The 15,766-nt window shown below is 67.3% G+C and carries 14 protein-coding genes and 1 CRISPR repeat array; all 14 genes read right to left on the bottom strand.

The features are described from left to right. The coding region (cas2, locus tag L0D16_RS08620) for a CRISPR-associated endonuclease Cas2 (protein WP_243031430.1) at positions 1 to 286 on the bottom strand (286 nt) is incomplete at its 3' end. 3 nt (positions 287 to 289) lie between these two features. Next, positions 290 to 1,309: a type I-C CRISPR-associated endonuclease Cas1c gene (gene cas1c, locus L0D16_RS08625; protein WP_243031432.1), complete on the bottom strand. Its 1,020-nt coding sequence runs from the start codon at positions 1,307 to 1,309 to the stop codon at positions 290 to 292. Further along, on the bottom strand, positions 1,299 to 1,949 hold the full coding sequence (gene cas4 / locus L0D16_RS08630) for a CRISPR-associated protein Cas4 (RefSeq protein WP_243031435.1): 651 nt from the start codon (positions 1,947 to 1,949) through the stop codon (positions 1,299 to 1,301). Before cas4 ends, cas1c begins: the two co-directional genes overlap by 11 nt. Continuing rightward, positions 1,950 to 3,014, bottom strand: coding sequence for a putative CRISPR-associated protein (locus L0D16_RS08635; protein ID WP_243031437.1), 1,065 nt, complete (start codon positions 3,012 to 3,014; stop codon positions 1,950 to 1,952). 33 nt (positions 3,015 to 3,047) lie between these two features. Further along, a complete protein-coding gene (cmr6, locus tag L0D16_RS08640) occupies positions 3,048 to 4,034 on the bottom strand; it encodes a type III-B CRISPR module RAMP protein Cmr6 (protein WP_243031447.1) in 987 nt (328 codons plus the stop codon). After that, positions 4,021 to 4,413, bottom strand: coding sequence for a type III-B CRISPR module-associated protein Cmr5 (cmr5, locus tag L0D16_RS08645; protein ID WP_243031450.1), 393 nt, complete (start codon positions 4,411 to 4,413; stop codon positions 4,021 to 4,023). Before cmr5 ends, cmr6 begins: the two co-directional genes overlap by 14 nt. Then, positions 4,410 to 5,210, bottom strand: coding sequence for a type III-B CRISPR module RAMP protein Cmr4 (gene cmr4, locus L0D16_RS08650; protein WP_243031451.1), 801 nt, complete (start codon positions 5,208 to 5,210; stop codon positions 4,410 to 4,412). The genes cmr5 and cmr4 overlap by 4 nt, the downstream gene beginning before the upstream one ends. 2 nt (positions 5,211 to 5,212) lie before the next feature. Further along, complete coding sequence (gene cmr3, locus L0D16_RS08655; RefSeq protein WP_243031454.1) at positions 5,213 to 6,346, bottom strand: type III-B CRISPR module-associated protein Cmr3; 1,134 nt, start codon at positions 6,344 to 6,346, stop codon at positions 5,213 to 5,215. Beyond that, complete coding sequence (cas10, locus tag L0D16_RS12435; RefSeq protein ID WP_279231286.1) at positions 6,327 to 7,814, bottom strand: type III-B CRISPR-associated protein Cas10/Cmr2; 1,488 nt, start codon at positions 7,812 to 7,814, stop codon at positions 6,327 to 6,329. The genes cmr3 and cas10 overlap by 20 nt, the downstream gene beginning before the upstream one ends. Further along, positions 7,811 to 9,034, bottom strand: a complete 1,224-nt coding sequence (cmr1, locus tag L0D16_RS08675) for a type III-B CRISPR module RAMP protein Cmr1 (protein ID WP_243031455.1) — start codon at positions 9,032 to 9,034, stop codon at positions 7,811 to 7,813. Before cmr1 ends, cas10 begins: the two co-directional genes overlap by 4 nt. After that, positions 9,027 to 10,025, bottom strand: coding sequence for a type I-C CRISPR-associated protein Cas7/Csd2 (cas7c, locus tag L0D16_RS08680; protein ID WP_243031458.1), 999 nt, complete (start codon positions 10,023 to 10,025; stop codon positions 9,027 to 9,029). The genes cmr1 and cas7c overlap by 8 nt, the downstream gene beginning before the upstream one ends. Positions 10,026 to 10,037: 12 nt before the next feature. After that, complete coding sequence (cas8c, locus tag L0D16_RS08685; RefSeq protein ID WP_243031460.1) at positions 10,038 to 11,879, bottom strand: type I-C CRISPR-associated protein Cas8c/Csd1; 1,842 nt, start codon at positions 11,877 to 11,879, stop codon at positions 10,038 to 10,040. After that, the gene (gene cas5c / locus L0D16_RS08690) at positions 11,879 to 12,625 is read right to left on the bottom strand and encodes a type I-C CRISPR-associated protein Cas5c (protein ID WP_243031462.1); all 747 of its coding nucleotides are present in this window, start codon (positions 12,623 to 12,625) and stop codon (positions 11,879 to 11,881) included. The genes cas8c and cas5c overlap by 1 nt, the downstream gene beginning before the upstream one ends. A gap of 51 nt (positions 12,626 to 12,676) precedes the next feature. Then, entirely contained in the window at positions 12,677 to 14,896 is a 2,220-nt protein-coding gene (locus tag L0D16_RS12440; RefSeq protein WP_279231287.1) for a CRISPR-associated endonuclease Cas3'', read from the bottom strand. A gap of 86 nt (positions 14,897 to 14,982) precedes the next feature. Next, positions 14,983 to 15,673: a CRISPR direct-repeat array (repeat unit 38 nt; unit sequence GTTTCAATCCTCACTCGGGCCGAAGCCCGAGTGCGACG). Positions 15,674 to 15,766: the final 93 nt, after the last annotated feature.

A 15,766-nucleotide genomic window follows, 5' to 3' on the forward strand; every position in this document is an offset into this window, starting at 1 on the left:
GGTCATCAAAGTCGGTATACCTGTCCTGGCCATGGACGCGCAGGTTCTTTTCCCTACCCCCGGGGAGGAGATAAATCCGGAGGCTGTCCTTGTCCAGGTCAATGACTTTGAGTAGCTGGGCCTCGAGCTCCTCCAACTGAGCCCGCGTCACCCGGCACTCAAACACGGACATCTGCACCCGCTGCCCGTAGTTTTTGCAGATCCTGGCCACCCGGGCCAGGCGGGTCTGCCCGTCCTCCGAGGTCACGTTCACATCGTAGGTCACCAGGATATCCAGCCGTTCCATGGCTCACCTCGCCAAGAAGGGCAGGTATTGCGGCAGGTCGCCCCGCAGGTAGCGGGCCAGCAGCCGGGCCTGAATGTGGGGGAGTAGGCCCACGGGAACGGGCTCCTTGAAGAGGGGGTGCTGCACCGTCTCCTGCCTGCGGTTTTGGAAGGCGGTGATCACCACTTTCCGCCCCTCCTCGTTCAGGAGCACGGCCCCACCCGGACGTTCTGCAAAGTGTTTGCGGGTCAGTTGCTTGCGGTTCAGGAGGGTGAGGGCCAACCGGTCGGCCCACCAGGCCCGAAACTCCTCCATCAGGTCCAGGGCCAGGGCGTTGCGCCCAGGCCGGAGGGCATGCAGAAACCCTCCTTGGGGGTCAAGGCCCACCCCCTCCAGGGCCGCGGTGCACTGGGTGAGCAGGAGGGCGTAAATAAAACCCAAAACCGCGTTCACCGGGTCGCGCGGGGGGCGTTTGTTGCGGCCGTCAAAGCTGAAGTCCTCCGAGAGCAGGAGGTCCCCAAAGGCGGCAAAGTAGGCACTGGCGGCATTGCCCTCTATGCCGCGGACCTCGTCCAGCGAGCGGGCTTGGGACAGGGCCCGCAGGGCCGCCTCGTGCTCAGCGAGGGCCCGAACCAGGGCTTCGGTTTCCCCCCGTTCGCGCACCGCCCTCTGCAGGACCAGGCGGCTGTTCTTGAGCTTGCCCTCCACGAAGCGGCTGGCCAGGTACAGGCTGGTGGAGGGCCTGTCCAGGGCTCGGTACTGGGCCTGGCGGAGGAGCACGTTGCCCGAAACCGGGGGGGCAAGCCGGCCGAAAAAGCGGCCCGACTCGGTGAACCAGGCCACTTCAATGCCGTCCTGGGCACAGCGCTGGAGCAAAAAAGGCGAAATGAGCACATTCCCGAATACCACCAGCCCGCCCAGGTGGTGCAAGGGCACGTTGCGGAGAGTCACTTCCTCGTGCTGGATGCGCAGGGTGTCGCCCTCGAGGCGAAGGTAGACCCCCTGGGTCTGCACGTACAGGGTATTCAGCAGCTCAGAGACCATTCTCCAACCCCTTCAGGGCCTGGGGCAGGTGGGGCATGCAGACGGCCAGCAGGGAGCAGTGCTTGCAGCGGGCATCGGCAGCGGGCGGGGGGAGGCGCTCTTGCCCCAAAAGGGCCCGCAGGGCCTCGAGGGTGGCCAGGGTGGCGGCCCGGAGCTCCGGGGTGAAGGCCACCTCCCGCCGGCGCCCCTCCGTCCTGCTGAAGATGGCTCCCACGGGCACGCTCAGGTCGAACATCTCCTCGAGGCACAGGGCCTGGGCGCAAAGCTGGACCTCGGCGGCCCTTCGGGCAAGCTCACGGGGCCACCTCCGGCCCACCTTGTACTCCACCGGGTAGGGCACCCCCTCCACGAACTCCACCACGTCCGCCCGGCCCGAAAGGCCCAGCCTTTCCGACCAGAGGGGCAGGGCCCGCTCCACCCAGACCCCTTCCCGCAGGAGCCCCTCGGGAAGGTCCACGCTCTCGTGGGCCCGGGCCCCCCGCAGGGTGTACTCGTTGTCCTCCCACTCCCCTTCCAAAAGGATCAGGGCCGCCCGGCGGGGGCAGTAGGTGTACTGGGCCAGGGCGCTGATGGGGAGGGGCTCCTGGGAGCTCCCGGGATCGGCCAGTCCCTCGGTTAGGAGCTCATCCTCCCCGTCCACCTAGCCCTCCCAAAGGGTGAAATCCGTAAGGGAAAAGTCCTTCCAGTAGAAGCCCTCCCTGCACATGCGGTCGTACTCTGGGCCATGGCGCGTAAGGGCGAACACGTAGAGGGCCCCGTCCTTTTCGGCGTAGAAAACCCGCTCGTCCACCTGCCCTTTAGGGTAGCCAAGGGCGTCTCCTCCACCGCTTTTGAATTCGCTCTGGGCAGCACGGTTGGGGAGCCGCAGGTTCTCCAGGATGCGGCGGTAGCGTTCTCGGCTCGAGGGGTCCAGGTCCTCCCAGGTGCGCCTGGCCTTGGGGGAAAGGTACACGGGCACCGACTGGGCCTGCTCTAGTTCACCCAGGAACGCCTCAAAGTACGCCTCACCCAGAGGGGATAGGCCCACATAGGACTTTCCCTCCAGGTCAAACTCTTCCAGCAAGACCTGGGCCTCTTCGGGCAAAGCAGCAACCCTCCCCTGCGCCTCAGACTTCGGGCGCACCCCGCCCTCGCCCTGGCTGAGCCAATCAAAAAATTCCCTGTACCAGAGGAAAAGACTGCTATCCCAACCCATAGGGGCTGGAGGTAGGACAACCACCTCCTGAAAGCGCTCGTGGATGTAGCAGACGGGCACCTTGAAAAGGAGACCAAGCACCGTAGCGTAGGCGATTTCGGCCTTGAAGCCTCCCGTAGCGTTGATTACGACTTCCTTCCCCCTCTTGGCAGCCTTGCGAATCTCCCCCGCCAGGGCGCGCACGAAGTTCTTTAGGCCAAAGTCCACAAAACCCTGGGCCTCGTAGGTCAGCCCATAAATGCGCACCCGGCTGCAAGACACCCCCTGCTCTTGGTAGAAGCGCTCCAGTAAAGTCGCTACTCTGGCACCCTCTTCCGTATCGCTGTGGAGCAGAACCACCTCGTCGCCCTCCTGCAAGATGCGCGAGAGGGAGTTGGTTTCGGCACTGGCCCTCTGGGGATCACGAGTGATGTAGGCCAGAACCGCTGTTTCGTCTGTCACGTCAAGCCCATCCCGTTGGGCATTGTTAAGCAAGCTGGCCCCGGCCGTCGTCAAAAGGATCCTGCCCATAAAACCCCTCATTCAGCATGGAAACAACAACCCTTACGACTCCTCCAGCAGCTCCTGGATGCGGGCGTGCAGGGGATTGCTGGGCTTCCAGACCTTCCACCGTTGCAGATGTTCCTTGATGGCCTCCAGCACCGGCCTGCGAACCGCGGGGGGCTTGTCGGCCAGCTCGCGGAAGAAAAACTCCAGCTCGCTGCGCTCGTTGGCGGGTTTGATGCCCGCTATGCGCTTGCGGTACTTCTCCAGCAGCTCCAAGCCCAGCTCGTGCTCCCCCTTGGGCTTTTCGGGCAGCCTGACCTCAAAGTACCCATACCCCGCGTTGGTCTTCCCCCCCAGGCCCAGGCGCTCCAGGCCCCACTTCAGCATCTGGGCGGCCCTATAGGGCCAGTCCTGGGCGTTTTCCGCGGGGCAGGTGATGGGGATGTGGAACTTCACCCCCGGCCTCACCGAGAGGAAGGCCACGGGGTTGGGGTCATCAAAGTCGGTGGGCCAGGCCTGCTTGCCCCGGCTCCCGTAATACACCGGGTGGTGGACGGCGATCACGTCCTGCTGGAAGGGCTTTTCGCTTTGGGGGTCCAGCCAGCCGTCCCAGTAGACCAGGTAGGCAGCATTCCCCTGCTTCTTGCCCTTGGGGTCGGGGCCTTCCCCCAGCAGGACGGCCTTTTCCTCCTCCCTCAGGCCATAGCGCTCGGCCACCCGGCGCAGGAGGCCCTTGAGGGCGCTCCCCGGCAGGTAGGGCACGCCGTAGGTGTGGTGGAGGGCCAGGCCGTTTTCCAGGGGGCTACTGTTGCCCAGGCCGATGGCCAGGGGGGTGCGGGTGGTGGCCTCGAGCCAGACCGCCCCTTCCAGGCTCTGCCTCCAGCGCTCAAAGGCGCCCCGGTACACCGGCGGGGCCGGGGTATTGGCGATGTGCTCCAGGAGCTCCCGAACGGCCTCCTTTTGGTCGTCGTGCTCCCGCAGATAGCGCTGCAGGGCCAGCCCCGCGTGGGAAGGCGGGGGAAGATCCAGCCTACTCGCCCTCATCGCGTCCTCCCGTGTGCACGCCCAGCACGCTGGCGGCAAAGCGCTTGAAGTACACCCAGGCAGAGAGCACGCGGCGGGTGTAGTGCATGTAGCCGATGGCGTCGGTCTGCTGCACGGCCTGCAGAGGGTCCTTTACGCCCAGGATCTGGGCCACGTGCTCCAGGAGAAGCCGGTGGGCCCGGCCCCGGTTGTCCTCCTTGCGGGCCTTCTCCGCGCTGAAGGCCAGGGCCTGGCAGAGGCCGCTTTGGCGCACCAGGATGGGGAAGCTGTGGCAGAGGCCCCCGTAGATGTTTTTGACCTCCTCGTTTTCGCCCTCGAGGGCGCTGACCAAATCAAGGGCCTTTTTCATGTCCGCCTGGGCGCGGGTCTCAAGCTTCATGCGCCACCCCCCAGCCGCCGCAGAAGCCCCCGCCCCACGCTGGCCTGGCCGCCGATCTGGAGGTAGGGGCGCTCCAGCTCCTCAAACCCCTCGCTCCCTATGGCGAAGCAGGAGAGGACCGTCTCCGCGGGAATGGCCTCCTCGTACCAGAGCCCCCCTTTGACCACGGTCTTGGAGTCGGGGTTCAGCTTGACCCGGGCGATGATCTCCATGCCCATCTCGCAGAAGTAGGCAAAGACGTCGTCGTGCACCAGGGCAAAGCGCTCCTGGAAATAACCGGCTTCGTTACCGAAGACGAGCCTGCCCAGCTCCTCCGCCAGGCCGCTCACTGCCCCCACTCGGGCCTCCAGGTCTATGTCCTCCAGGATGACCTGGCCGCCGTGCACGATGGTGGGCCCTGCCCCCAGGAGGGCCTCGGTCTTCCCGGGGGTGGGGATCTTCGCCTGCAGGGGGGAAAGCCCCAGGGCCTTCTGGTCGCGCCTAAGCCGCTCCAGCACCAGGGGGCTGGTGAGGAAGGCAAAGGTACCCGCATAGGCGCGCACCGGCAGGAAGAGCACCCGGGCGTCGGTGAGGGTGAGCTCGGCGGCGCTTTCCAGCGAGCCAAAAACCCTGTTGGCCCGCTCGTCCTCCCGCCCGTCCCGCAGCACCCCCTTGAGGCTGCTGGCGGGGATGATGGGAAAGCCCGTGGCCACCTCCCGGGCCACGGGAAGGTCCACCACGCTGCTGGAGTCCTGCCCCGTACCGGGGTGCACCGGCGTGAGGGCCTGCCAGAAGATGAGTTTCGCTTTTTCCCCCATGTTCACCACACTCCCCACATGGCCAGTCCAAAACCATCCTTGCGGTCCTGCTCCTGGTCGCTCACGGGCCTGAGCCAGCTTTCCAAGAGGTCCGCGGGGTTCCCCTCCTCCACCTCAAAGAAGTACACGCTTCCCGCCGGCACCATCCAGCGCACCGCCTTGGGCCGGTTTTGCCGCAGGTTCCAGCCGCTCACCGCCTCCCGCCGCCCCACCGCGGCCGCCACCAGCCTGAGCTTCACCTTGCTGAGCCCCCGGGGCAGGTGGAGCGCCCCGCTGCCCGACCGTTCAATCCAGCCCGGCCTCCACCCCCCCTCAAAGAGGGCCGGTGTGGCCAAAATGAGCCGCACCCTGGCCCCAGGGCCCAGCCCGCGGAAGCGCTCCTGGATGCGCTTGGGGCAGTCCCACCAGGCCCCCGAGAGGTCCTCCCTGACCCGCACCGCCACCGGGCGGCGCTCCCCCCCCAGGTGGCCCATGGGGGCCACCCCCATGCCCTCGGGCAGGGAGAGCCGCACCCGCAGGGTGGCGGGCCGGTAGGTCTCGGGGTCTTTGCCCATCTCCAGGGGCCGGTAGGCCACGCTGTAGAGCTGGCCCTCCCGGGCCTTGCCCCTCACGGGGTCCATGGCCACGTGGACCCGGGTCTCCGTGGGAAGGCCAGGGATCTTTTCCGGCACCAGGTCCTCCCCCAGGAGCCAGCGCTCCATGTCCTGGGCCCTCCAGAAGAGGTAACCCGTCTCGGGCTTCACGTCCTGGGTGACCCGTAGGGGGAGCATCCCCTCGGGCAGGTCGCACCCCGCCCCCTCGGGGGGGGTAAAGGGGGATAGCCTCATGACCCGGGGATCCCCATTTCCATCCTTGTAAATCACCGCGTCGCGGGGTGCCGGCAGCAGGATCTCCTGGTCCCGGGCCAAAAGGGGCCCCGAGACCTGGAGGGCATGGAGGTCCTGGAGCACCTCCTGGCCCCAGCCCCTGCCCAGGGCCTTGCCGATCTGGGTGCGCACGAAGCCGGCCACGGTGCCCGGCAGGGGCAGGGGCAGGCTCCGGGCGGCGGTCTCGGTGCCGTCGGCGGCGCTAAAGGGCCGGCCGTCGCGGAAGAGCAGGGGGCTCAGGGCGTGGATTTCAAGCACCCGTTCCGGCATGGGCTTCCTCCTCGCGGATGCCGCTCAGAAAGCGGGCGATGATGAGCTGGTCCACAAACCCCAGGAGGGCCTTGCGGTAGGCAGGGGTATCCTCCTTGGGGAAAGGGATCTTCAGGCCGCGGGCCTCCTTGCGGTTCAGGATGCGCAGGGCTTCCCGATAGAGGTAGTCGGCCCGCATGTCGTCCCGCCATTCCTGCACCAGGTCCCGCAACTCGTGGGCCAGGCCCCGGGTGATGGCGCCGGTTTTGTAGGCCCCCAGCAGCTCATCCCAGGTGAGCCCGTCCCAGGGCTGCACCACGGTGACGGGGGCACCCCCCCGGGTGTGCAGGGCCACGGCCAGGGCGTTGCGTCCCCCGTTCTTGGCGGCCTTCTCCGCCTCCCGGGCGTTTTCCAGGGAGATGGAAAGGGGCTCGCGGTAGTGCACGATGGCCACGCCGGCGGAAAGCGTCCCCCTCACCCGGTGGCGAAACTCCTCCGAAAGGGCCTGGGCGCAGGCCACCGCGCGGTTCACCGGCAGAAAGGCCAGCACATCGTCCCCGCCCGAGTAGACCATGAAGCCGTTGTGCTGTGGCACAATCCTTCGGGCCGCCTGGGCAAACTCGTCCAGGGTCTCGGAGAGCCTGCGGTGGGCCTCAGGGTCCTCCTGACGGCTGATGAGGTCACCCATGCGGTCCCCATCCGCCACCAGGATGGCGAAGTAGGGCTGGGGCTCTGGGATGTGGTCCTCCTCCTCACCCCAGCGCTCCTCCGGCTGGGCCTCGGGTTTCCAGGAGCGCCGGGCCATGGTGCGGGTGTCCACCACCGTCTGGGACTTGAGCACCCCGTAGCAGCGCTTGAGGAGGGAGATGGCGTCCAGGTATTCGTTGGCCTTGATGCGCAAGGGGCGGTAGGAACCGTCGGGCAGGGGGATGCTGGCATTGGCCCACTCCCGGGGGTCTATCACCGCCGCCCGGGAGGGGTCCAGGGGGGACTTGGGCACCCCGTCGTCGTTCTGCCGGGTGGGGAGGAAGTCCCGCAGGGCCTTGCGCCCGGCCAGGAGGCGCTCCACCTGAAGCCGGGCCTCCTTGTAGGCCTCCACGCTGGGCAGGGGCACCCAGGCGGCGTAGAACTCCAGGAAGCTCCCGAGCTGCTCTTGGGCCCTTTGGTGGTTAATCAGCTTTTGGTAATCGGCGGGGAGTTTGCCGATGGTCTCGTTCCAGAGCTCCAAGAGCCTTTTCTGAACGGCCCTTTTGGTCTCCTCGGCAAGCCGCTTCGGGTCCCCCTCCACCTGGGCCAGGATCTTGTTGGCCCCATCGGCGTCCTTGTGGGCGGGGAAGATGAGCTGGGCACCCTTCCCATGCAGAAACTGGGCGGCGTGTTTGCTCAGCTCCTGCAAAATCTGCGAACCGGCGTACAGGTCGGCGGTGCGGCGGGCGGCGGCGATGAAGTCCTGCACCGGGCCCAGGGCGATGGATACCAGGTAGCTCATAGGCGCACCTCATGGGTGAAGCCCTGGATGTGGGCGGCCTTGCGGACGGCCTCGAGGGGGTCGCGGGCCCCGAGGGCCTTCAGGACGGGGTCGTGGACGGGAACCTCCAGGGAGAGCTCATTCCCATTGACCACAATGCGCGTGGGCGCGGGCCCCCTCAGGAGGATCACCGCAGGCCGCACGGTGCCATCGGCAAAGGCCATGGGCTTCAGAATGACGGGGGAGGCCAGGCGCTTGCCCTGGGGGTGGGAGGCCTCGAGGGTACCGCTGAAGCTCTTTCCGAGGCGCTGGTAGACGATGGGAAGCCCCAGGTAGGGCTTGACCAGGGCAATGCGCTCTTGCTTGGGCCGCAGGGCCAGAAGGGTCTTGTGGTCCAGCCACTTGCCCCCGGCCATGGGGGTGTAGGCCATGGGCTTCCCCGTGGTCGGGTCGCGGAGGAAGTGTCCCTTGCGGAAGCGGGCCCAGAAGCGGCCTAGCTCCCGCCAGACGGCATGCCCCTTATAGGGGTCCTTGGCCTCGGGCCTGCGGGCCGGGCCCAGGCAGACCACCGCCCCGGCCAGGGTGGTGTGGAGGACCTCCTTGGGGGGCTGGATGGAGAACCACTCCCTGAGCTGCTCTGGGCTGGTGGGCAGCCAGTCCTTGAGGTCCTCCGTGACCTCGAGGGCCCCCACCCCCCGCCGGGTGCGGGCCCCGATGCCCCCGAAGGCAATCCAGGCCCGGAGGGCGCGGCGCAGGTGCTCCTTCTCGGGCTCGGAGAGGTCCAGGGTGAGCTCGAGGGTGAAGGTCACGCTCTGCAGACCGAAGGCCTCAGGGGTGTTCTCCTTTTTGTTCTCGTTGAAAGGGTGCAGGAAAAACCGCTCCCTGGGGCCCGTCTTGGCGGTGCCCCGGTCGGGCACCAGATCGGAGGGCCTCACCTCCTGCTCCCCCTTTTGCTCCACCACCCGCAGGGCCACCCGGCCATACCTTTCCGCGCTTCCCCAGATCTCCTCCTCCGCCCGGAATAGCTCCTCTGCCGTGGCGTAGCGCGCCCCCGCCGTGGCCCGCCACCAGAAGCGCAGGTGCCCCCGCACGCTGGCGGCGCGCACGGGGTTTTCCGCGTCCACCTGGCGGGGAATGGCGCTGCCCCCGAACATGGGGGTGATGGTCTTCAGCCTAAGGGTCCAGGTCTCCAGGGCGGGCTCCTTCAGCGCTGGGGGCGGAATGGGCACCCTCCTAGGCATGGGCCCCTCCCATCCAGGCGTCAAACCGCTCCTCGTCCCACTGGTCCAGCTCCAGCATGCGCACGCCCCTGGGTAGCCGGCCGGGGTCGGCCTTCACCGCGTAGTCGGCAAAGCGGCGGGGAGGCCTGGTCTCGTCCAGGAGGCGGGCAAAGACCACCTGGCCCAGGTCCAGCAGGCGGTGGGCGGGGGCGCAGCCCAGCATGGCCTGGCGCCGGTTTTCCGGGTTGTTGGGGTTGGTGCCCACGTGCTGGAAGAGGTAGAGCCGCCGGGTGGCCATGTGCCCCTTGCTGGCGCTGCGGTCGTGCTCAAACATGTTGAGGAGGGCCTCCACAAGGAGCTTCAGGTCCTCCTGGCTGAAGCCGGTACCCTGGGCCAGGTGGGCGCTCACGAAGCCCCTGGCCACGTAAAGCCCGTAGGGAACCAGGCTCTTGCGCCCCATGGTGCGGAGCTCGTCCTCGGGCTGCTCCCTCTCCCAGCGCAGGTAGTCCTCCAGGGTCTTGGCGTTCTTCACGTCCTCGGCCACGGCCCCCCGGGTGACGCTCACCTCCGCAGGGAAGATGGGGTGGAGGCTCCGGGCAAAGGTGATCTGCACCGGCCCCCGCACCTGCCCAGCGTTGGGCCCGGTGCTCATCACCGCGCCGAAGGTGCGCACGTCAAAGAAGTTCTCGCACATCCAGCGGCGGGCCGCCTCCACCTTGTCCTTGGTCTTGGTTCCCGTGTACCCCCCCGGGGTCTTCTCGTGGGCCTCAAAGATGAAGCGGTTCAGGTTGGTGCCGTGCTGGACGAAGATGGCGAAGCCCGGCACCCCCTGGCGGGCCACCTGGACGTAGTTGCGGATGCGGCGCTTCAGGGCCACATCGCTCACCAGGCCGTGCCCGTCCTCGGGGTCCACCCGGGGGGCGTTGCCGCTGTCGGGGTCGCCGTTGGGGTTGCCGTCCTGTACGTCAAAAAACAGAAGGAACTCGTAGCGGTTCTGGATGGGCTGGGACATGCCTCACCTCCTCTATTCCAAGGGGGTCTGGGGACCCTCCCCCTTAAGGCGGCTATGGGCTAGCTGGTGGTAGAAGCCCAGGGCAAAGAGGCTCTGCTCCTCCAGGTTCAGGGTGCGGGGCAGGCTGGGCCCCAGGGCGCTCCATACCTGGGCCAGCTGGGTGTTGAACCAGTAGGCCAGGCCCGGGGCGTCCTTGGCGATTTTGCCCAGGTGGTGCTGGGAAAGCCGGGTGAGGCGGCCCAGCACCAAAGCCGGGGTGCTGCTGGCGGCGCCGTAGTAGCGCTGCACCACGCCGGCGTTGACCTCCGCGCCTGCAGAGGCCTCCTGGATCTGGGCCAGGAGGCACATGAGGCGGCCACAGTGATAGGCCGGACTGGGGTGGTTGGGGTCCAAGGCCATTCCTATCCTCCTCCCTTTGCGGATGTGGTACGCCTTCAGAAGCCCCATGCGGGCGTAGATGCGCCCCAGGGCCTCGGCGTCTGGCTTGGGGGCCTTGAGGGCCTCGAGGAAAGCCCCGGTCATCACCTCGGCGGTGTGGGACTCCATGATCCGGGCCAGGGCCCCGTAGGGGATGGGCAGGCTGGGGTTCAGGGCGGCCCGCCAGAGGGGAACCTGGAGGGTCTTGATGGGCTTGATGTAGTCCTCCATGGTCTGGCGGGGAGACCTGGGCCGCTGGAGGCTCAGGAAGAGGCGGGAGAGGCCCGGCAGGCCAGCGGGCCGGTCCCCGCCGCGGCGCACGATGGCGAGGTGCTCAAACCAGGCCTGCACCGCCTGGATGAAGTCCTCGAGGCTCCCCGTCTGCCAGTCCCGCACCATCACCCGCCCCGAGGCCGGGCTCAGGGCCAGGGCGAAGAAGCGGCTTTGGCGGACCTCAGGTGGGGCCTCCCCCGTCTTCAGGGCCTTCAGCACCCTGCGGGCCCGCTCCAGGGCCTGGGCCTCCTCGGCCTCGGCGCCTGTGGGGGCAAAGAGGTCGCGGAAGAGGTCGTCCTCCTCGGGGATCTCCCGGTCGTACCAGACCACCACCTTCATCTCCCCCAGGGTCTCGGCCTTTTCCAGGAGGGCGTCCAGTCCGGTCCGGTAGGCGGTGGCCAGGGCCTCCTCCACCGCGGCGTTCTCCCCCTGGGAGAGGCCGTAGGACTCAAAGGCCTCCTTGTCGTAGGTGACCAGGGCATGGCCGAAGGCGCTCCCCCCCAGCTTGGTGACCTTGGGGTGGGTGGAGGCGGGCACCACCAGCTCGCCGCTGGCAAAGGAGCGCATCTGGCCGCCGCCGGCGGAGGGGAAGGCCCGGGCGCGGAAGCCCCGCCACCAGTCGTGCCAGTCGGAGCGGTCCAGCACGCACTCCCCGCCCACCAGGAAGGAGACCCTGTCGGTGGGCCTGAGCTTCTCCTTGCCCTTCTTCTGGGCTTCAGCCTTCAGGGCCCCCAGCGCCCGCTCCATCTCCTGGGGGTCGGAGAGCATCTTATGGATGGGCACCAGCAAGGGAACCCCCTCGGCCGCCAGCCCAAGGAGGAGCCGGAAGGTCTTCTGCTTCTCCAGGTTCTTGGCGTGCTCCTCGGGCTTTTTGGGGTTGCCCCCCTCGTCCGTCTCCGCCAGGCCGAACACCACCGTGCAGGTGTCGGCCAGGAAGTGGGCCGCCTGCTCCGCCTCGTGGCCCTGGGCCCGCAGGTAGCCGGGGAGGGCGATCATCTCGGGCTGGGAGAGGTCGGGGGCGGGCTTGGGCTGGCCCAGGGGGATAAGCCCCGTAAACTCCCCCCTTGGGCTCACCCCCACCAGCCAGCGCACCTCCTTGGTGGTGAAGCCGGTCTCGGTGGTAAGCCCCTTGCGTCGGGTGTACTCCACCAACTGGGCCAGCATCAGGCCTCCCCCTTTCTCACCCGGTCGCTCCCGTAGGGGGGCACCTCCAGCACCCCGTCCACCACCTCGGCCTCAAAGAGGCTAATCCTGGGCCGCTCTCCCCTATCGGGACGCAGGGGCCGGCCGGGGCGGGAAAGGTCAAACACATCGTAAAGCATCCAGCCGATCCTCTCGCTGTAGGGCACGGGGGCCGAAACCTCCCCTGGCTCCACCAGGCGGAAGTAGGCGGCGAACTCCCGGCAGCCCAGGTAGGGCTGGTAGATGCACTGGCCGGCCCGGGCCCGGCGGAGGAAGCTCTCCTCCACCTTGGGGCGCAGGGCGTAGTCCTCCTCATAGAGCACCGCGTGGGCGGTGAGGCGGTAGCGCACATCTTTGAGGGCCATAGTCTGGCGCTGGGTGCGCCCCTTGGTGTCCTGGCCCGTTTCCTCCCGGGTGGCGTCGGCATAGAGGGGCTCAAAGGTGCTGGGGTCTTTCATCCACTCCTGGACCTTCCTCAGGCTGGCCTTTTCCTTCACCTCGTTGCGCATGAGGGCGATGTAGCGCACGGGGCTCATCACCTCTATGCGCTCCACCTGCCAGTACATGCGGGGGGTCTTCGTGGTGGGGTCAAACTCCAGGTAGATGGCGTCAAAGATGCCCCGGGCGGCGCTGGGGGTGATGATGGGGTAGCTGAAGCGCTCCACCTTGAACTCCGGCCGGGTGAAGCAGGCCAGGTCCCCCCAAACCTCCAGGGTGAAGCTCCGCATTTCCACCTCCCCTGATTGATGAGGGTACACCCCTCTTTCCACCCAGCGTGTTCATATGACCACGGCCCCCCCCTCCTCCGGGGTGAAGCCCAGGTGGGGGTGGTAGCGGTCCGCCTCCGGAGAAAGGAACCAGTCGGGCGCCTCCGCGCAGCCCCGACGCAGAGACACGGGCTCCAAAAAGGGGGGTGGGCCCCCCTTGGGCAGGAAGTAGGGCACCGCATAGGCCCGGGCGCGGCGGACCCAATCGGCGCCTATGCCCCGCTGGCGGGCCTCCTCCATCAGGGCGCGGGCCTCCTCGTTGTAGGGCACCACCACGTTGACCGCGGGGGTTTCAATGAGGCGGTAGCGCCGGGCCAGCCCGGCGTAGTTTTGGGTGAGGAGGAGGTTTTCCATCTCCTCATCGCTCACGTCCTGCAGCCGGTAGAGGCTTTGGTAGTAGCGCCGGAAGGCGGCGGGGCCCAGGTCCAGCCCCCCTTCGGCCTGCAGCGCCCGGGTAAGGGCGGCCGCCCGGGCATAGGCCGGGTCCGGGTATCCCTCCTCCTCGGGCAGAAAGATCACCAGCAGGCCTTCCTCCCTCAGGGCGTGGCGGTTGACCCGGCCCGCGGTCTGGGCGATGGCCTCGAGGGGCCCCAGGGCCCGGTAGCCCAGGGGGAAGTCCAGGTCCACCCCGGCCTCCACCACCTGGGTGGAGACCAGGCGGCAGGACCTCCCCTCCTCCAAGGCGGCCTGGATCTTCTCCAGCACCCTCAGGCGGTGGGCCGGGCAAAGGGCGGTGGAGAGGTGGAAAAGCCCCTCCAGGCCCCTCTCCTCCGCCAGGCGGAAAAGGGCGTGGGCCTGGCGTTTGAGGTTCAGGACCACCAGGGCCTGCTTGTGGCCGGCCAGTTCTTCCACCAGCTCCGACCACGGGGTGGAGCTTTCCAGCCGCCACTCCACCCTCACCCGGTGGCTTTGCCGATGGAGGTCTTCGGGGGAGGGGATGATCTCCACCGGCCTCCAGCCCTGGGGTTCTCCCCGGGCTACCTGCTCGTCCAGGGCGTCAAAGGCGGGCTGGGTGGCGGTGGCAAAGACCACCACCGAGCCGTACTTCTCGCTGGCCAGGCGGGAGAGGGTCTTCAGGGTGGGCACCGCCAGGTGGGTGGGAAGGGTCTGCACCTCGTCAAAGAGCAGGACGCTTCCCGCCAGGTTGTGGAGCTTGCGGCAGGCACTCGGGCGGTTGCTGTGCAGGCTTTCCAGAAGCTGCACGTGGGTGGTGAGGATGATGGGGGCCTCCCAGTTCTCCGTGAGAAGGCGGCGCTCCCGTTCGGCCAGGTCTTGCTCATCGGAGGCCTCCTCGCGCAGGGGGCGGTAGGCCAGGCTGTGGTCCTCCAGGATGTAGTGGGGGCCAAAGTCCCGGAAAAGCTCGCGGTAGACCCTGGCGGTCTGGTCAAGGATGGAGAGGTAGGGCAGGACCACCACAATCCGCCTGATGCGGGGGTCGCGCACGGCCCGCCCGAGGGCGAAGCGCAGCATGGCCAGGGTTTTGCCGAGGCCGGTGGGGGCGGTGAGGGTGAAGAGGGGATGATTTTGCTGAGCGGCCCGGGCGCAGGCGTGGGAGACTTGCTGGCGCAAACCGCGGATGTGTTCGGGCCAATCGGGGTTCTGCGCCAGCTTCTGGAGGTGGGCCTCGAGCCTCTCCAAGGCCCGCTCGGCCTGCAAAGGGGGTGGGGTGGGCCGCACCTCCCCCTGCATGTGCCGCTCGGTGTCCAGGAAATCGGCGTCCACCAGGGCCGAGAAGAGCATCCGGGTGTCCAGCATGGCCGCGGCGCTTGTGGCGGGCTGTATCTGGGCCTGGCTGGGGGGCGGAAGCTCCAGGCCGTCGGCCCGCAGGCGTTCCTTGAGGACCTCGAGGTCGGTCTCACTGAGGCGCAGTTCGCTGGGGAAGCCCTGGCCGTCCTCCCGCAGTTTCATCTCCTTCAGGCTCTCCCTAGAGCCGCTTTGCAACCCAATGTGGTGCCCCTGCACCGCCAGGGCCACGTCTGCCATGCGGTATTCAAACAAGGCCACGTGGGCTCCTGCGGACCAGTGGTCCAGGCCCTTCGCCTTGCCCTCGAGGCGAAGCTGGAAAAGATCCCCGTACTTCCCCAGGTCGTGGAGAATACCAGCCAGCCTAGCCTTCCCCTCTTCACCAAAGGGCTTGGCTTTCAAAGCCGCCTGCTGGGCGACATTTTCCAGATGGTCCCGCAAGGGCTGCCAAGAGGCAGGGTCTTTGTGTGTATGAGCCCAGAAAGCCATATTTTTCCCTAGGTTTATTGCGGTTCTTCGGGCCCAAGCCCGAGTGCGACTTGGATCCGCTACGGAGAGCCTCCCGAGGGCCTACCGTTTCAATCCTCACTCGGGCTGAAGCCCGAGTGCGACCATATCACGGCCGCGCCCCCCGACGCCCGCCGCCGGGTTTCAATCCTCACTCGGGCCGAAGCCCGAGTGCGACGAGGCCCTCCTCTCCGAACGGCCGGCAGATAGAGTTTCAATCCTCACTCGGGCCGAAGCCCGAGTGCGACGGGAAGATACTCTTGTACTGCTTTGCGGGGTGCACGTTTCAATCCTCACTCGGGCCGAAGCCCGAGTGCGACACCATCAATCTCGGGTTTCCACTAAGGGGAGTGCGGGTTTCAATCCTCACTCGGGCCGAAGCCCGAGTGCGACATATGCCTACGAAACGGATCCGTGATCTGCAGATAGGGTTTCAATCCTCACTCGGGCCGAAGCCCGAGTGCGACGCCCGCTCCCGAGCCGGAGCCGGTGGAGGTGCGGGAGTTTCAATCCTCACTCGGGCCGAAGCCCGAGTGCGACGAGGCCCTCCTCTCCGAACGGCCGGCAGATAGAGTTTCAATCCTCACTCGGGCCGAAGCCCGAGTGCGACCTTTCTGGAGGGTTTGTGTCGGCGATTGGGCACGCCGAGTTTCAATCCTCACTCGGGCCGAAGCCCGAGTGCGACGCCACGGCACTAGCCCTGTATGCACTGCCTGCAGAGGTTTCAATCCTCACTCGGGCCGAAGCCCGAGTGCGACGGCCCCATTCTAGCGCACGTGCTGGACGGGGCTCAAGAGGCTGTAATCGGTCAATACATCTGAGACTGGGGGACCGACTCCGCTTGCATTTTAG

The organism is Thermus altitudinis, from assembly GCF_022760835.1.
Lineage (GTDB): Bacteria > Deinococcota > Deinococci > Deinococcales > Thermaceae > Thermus > Thermus altitudinis.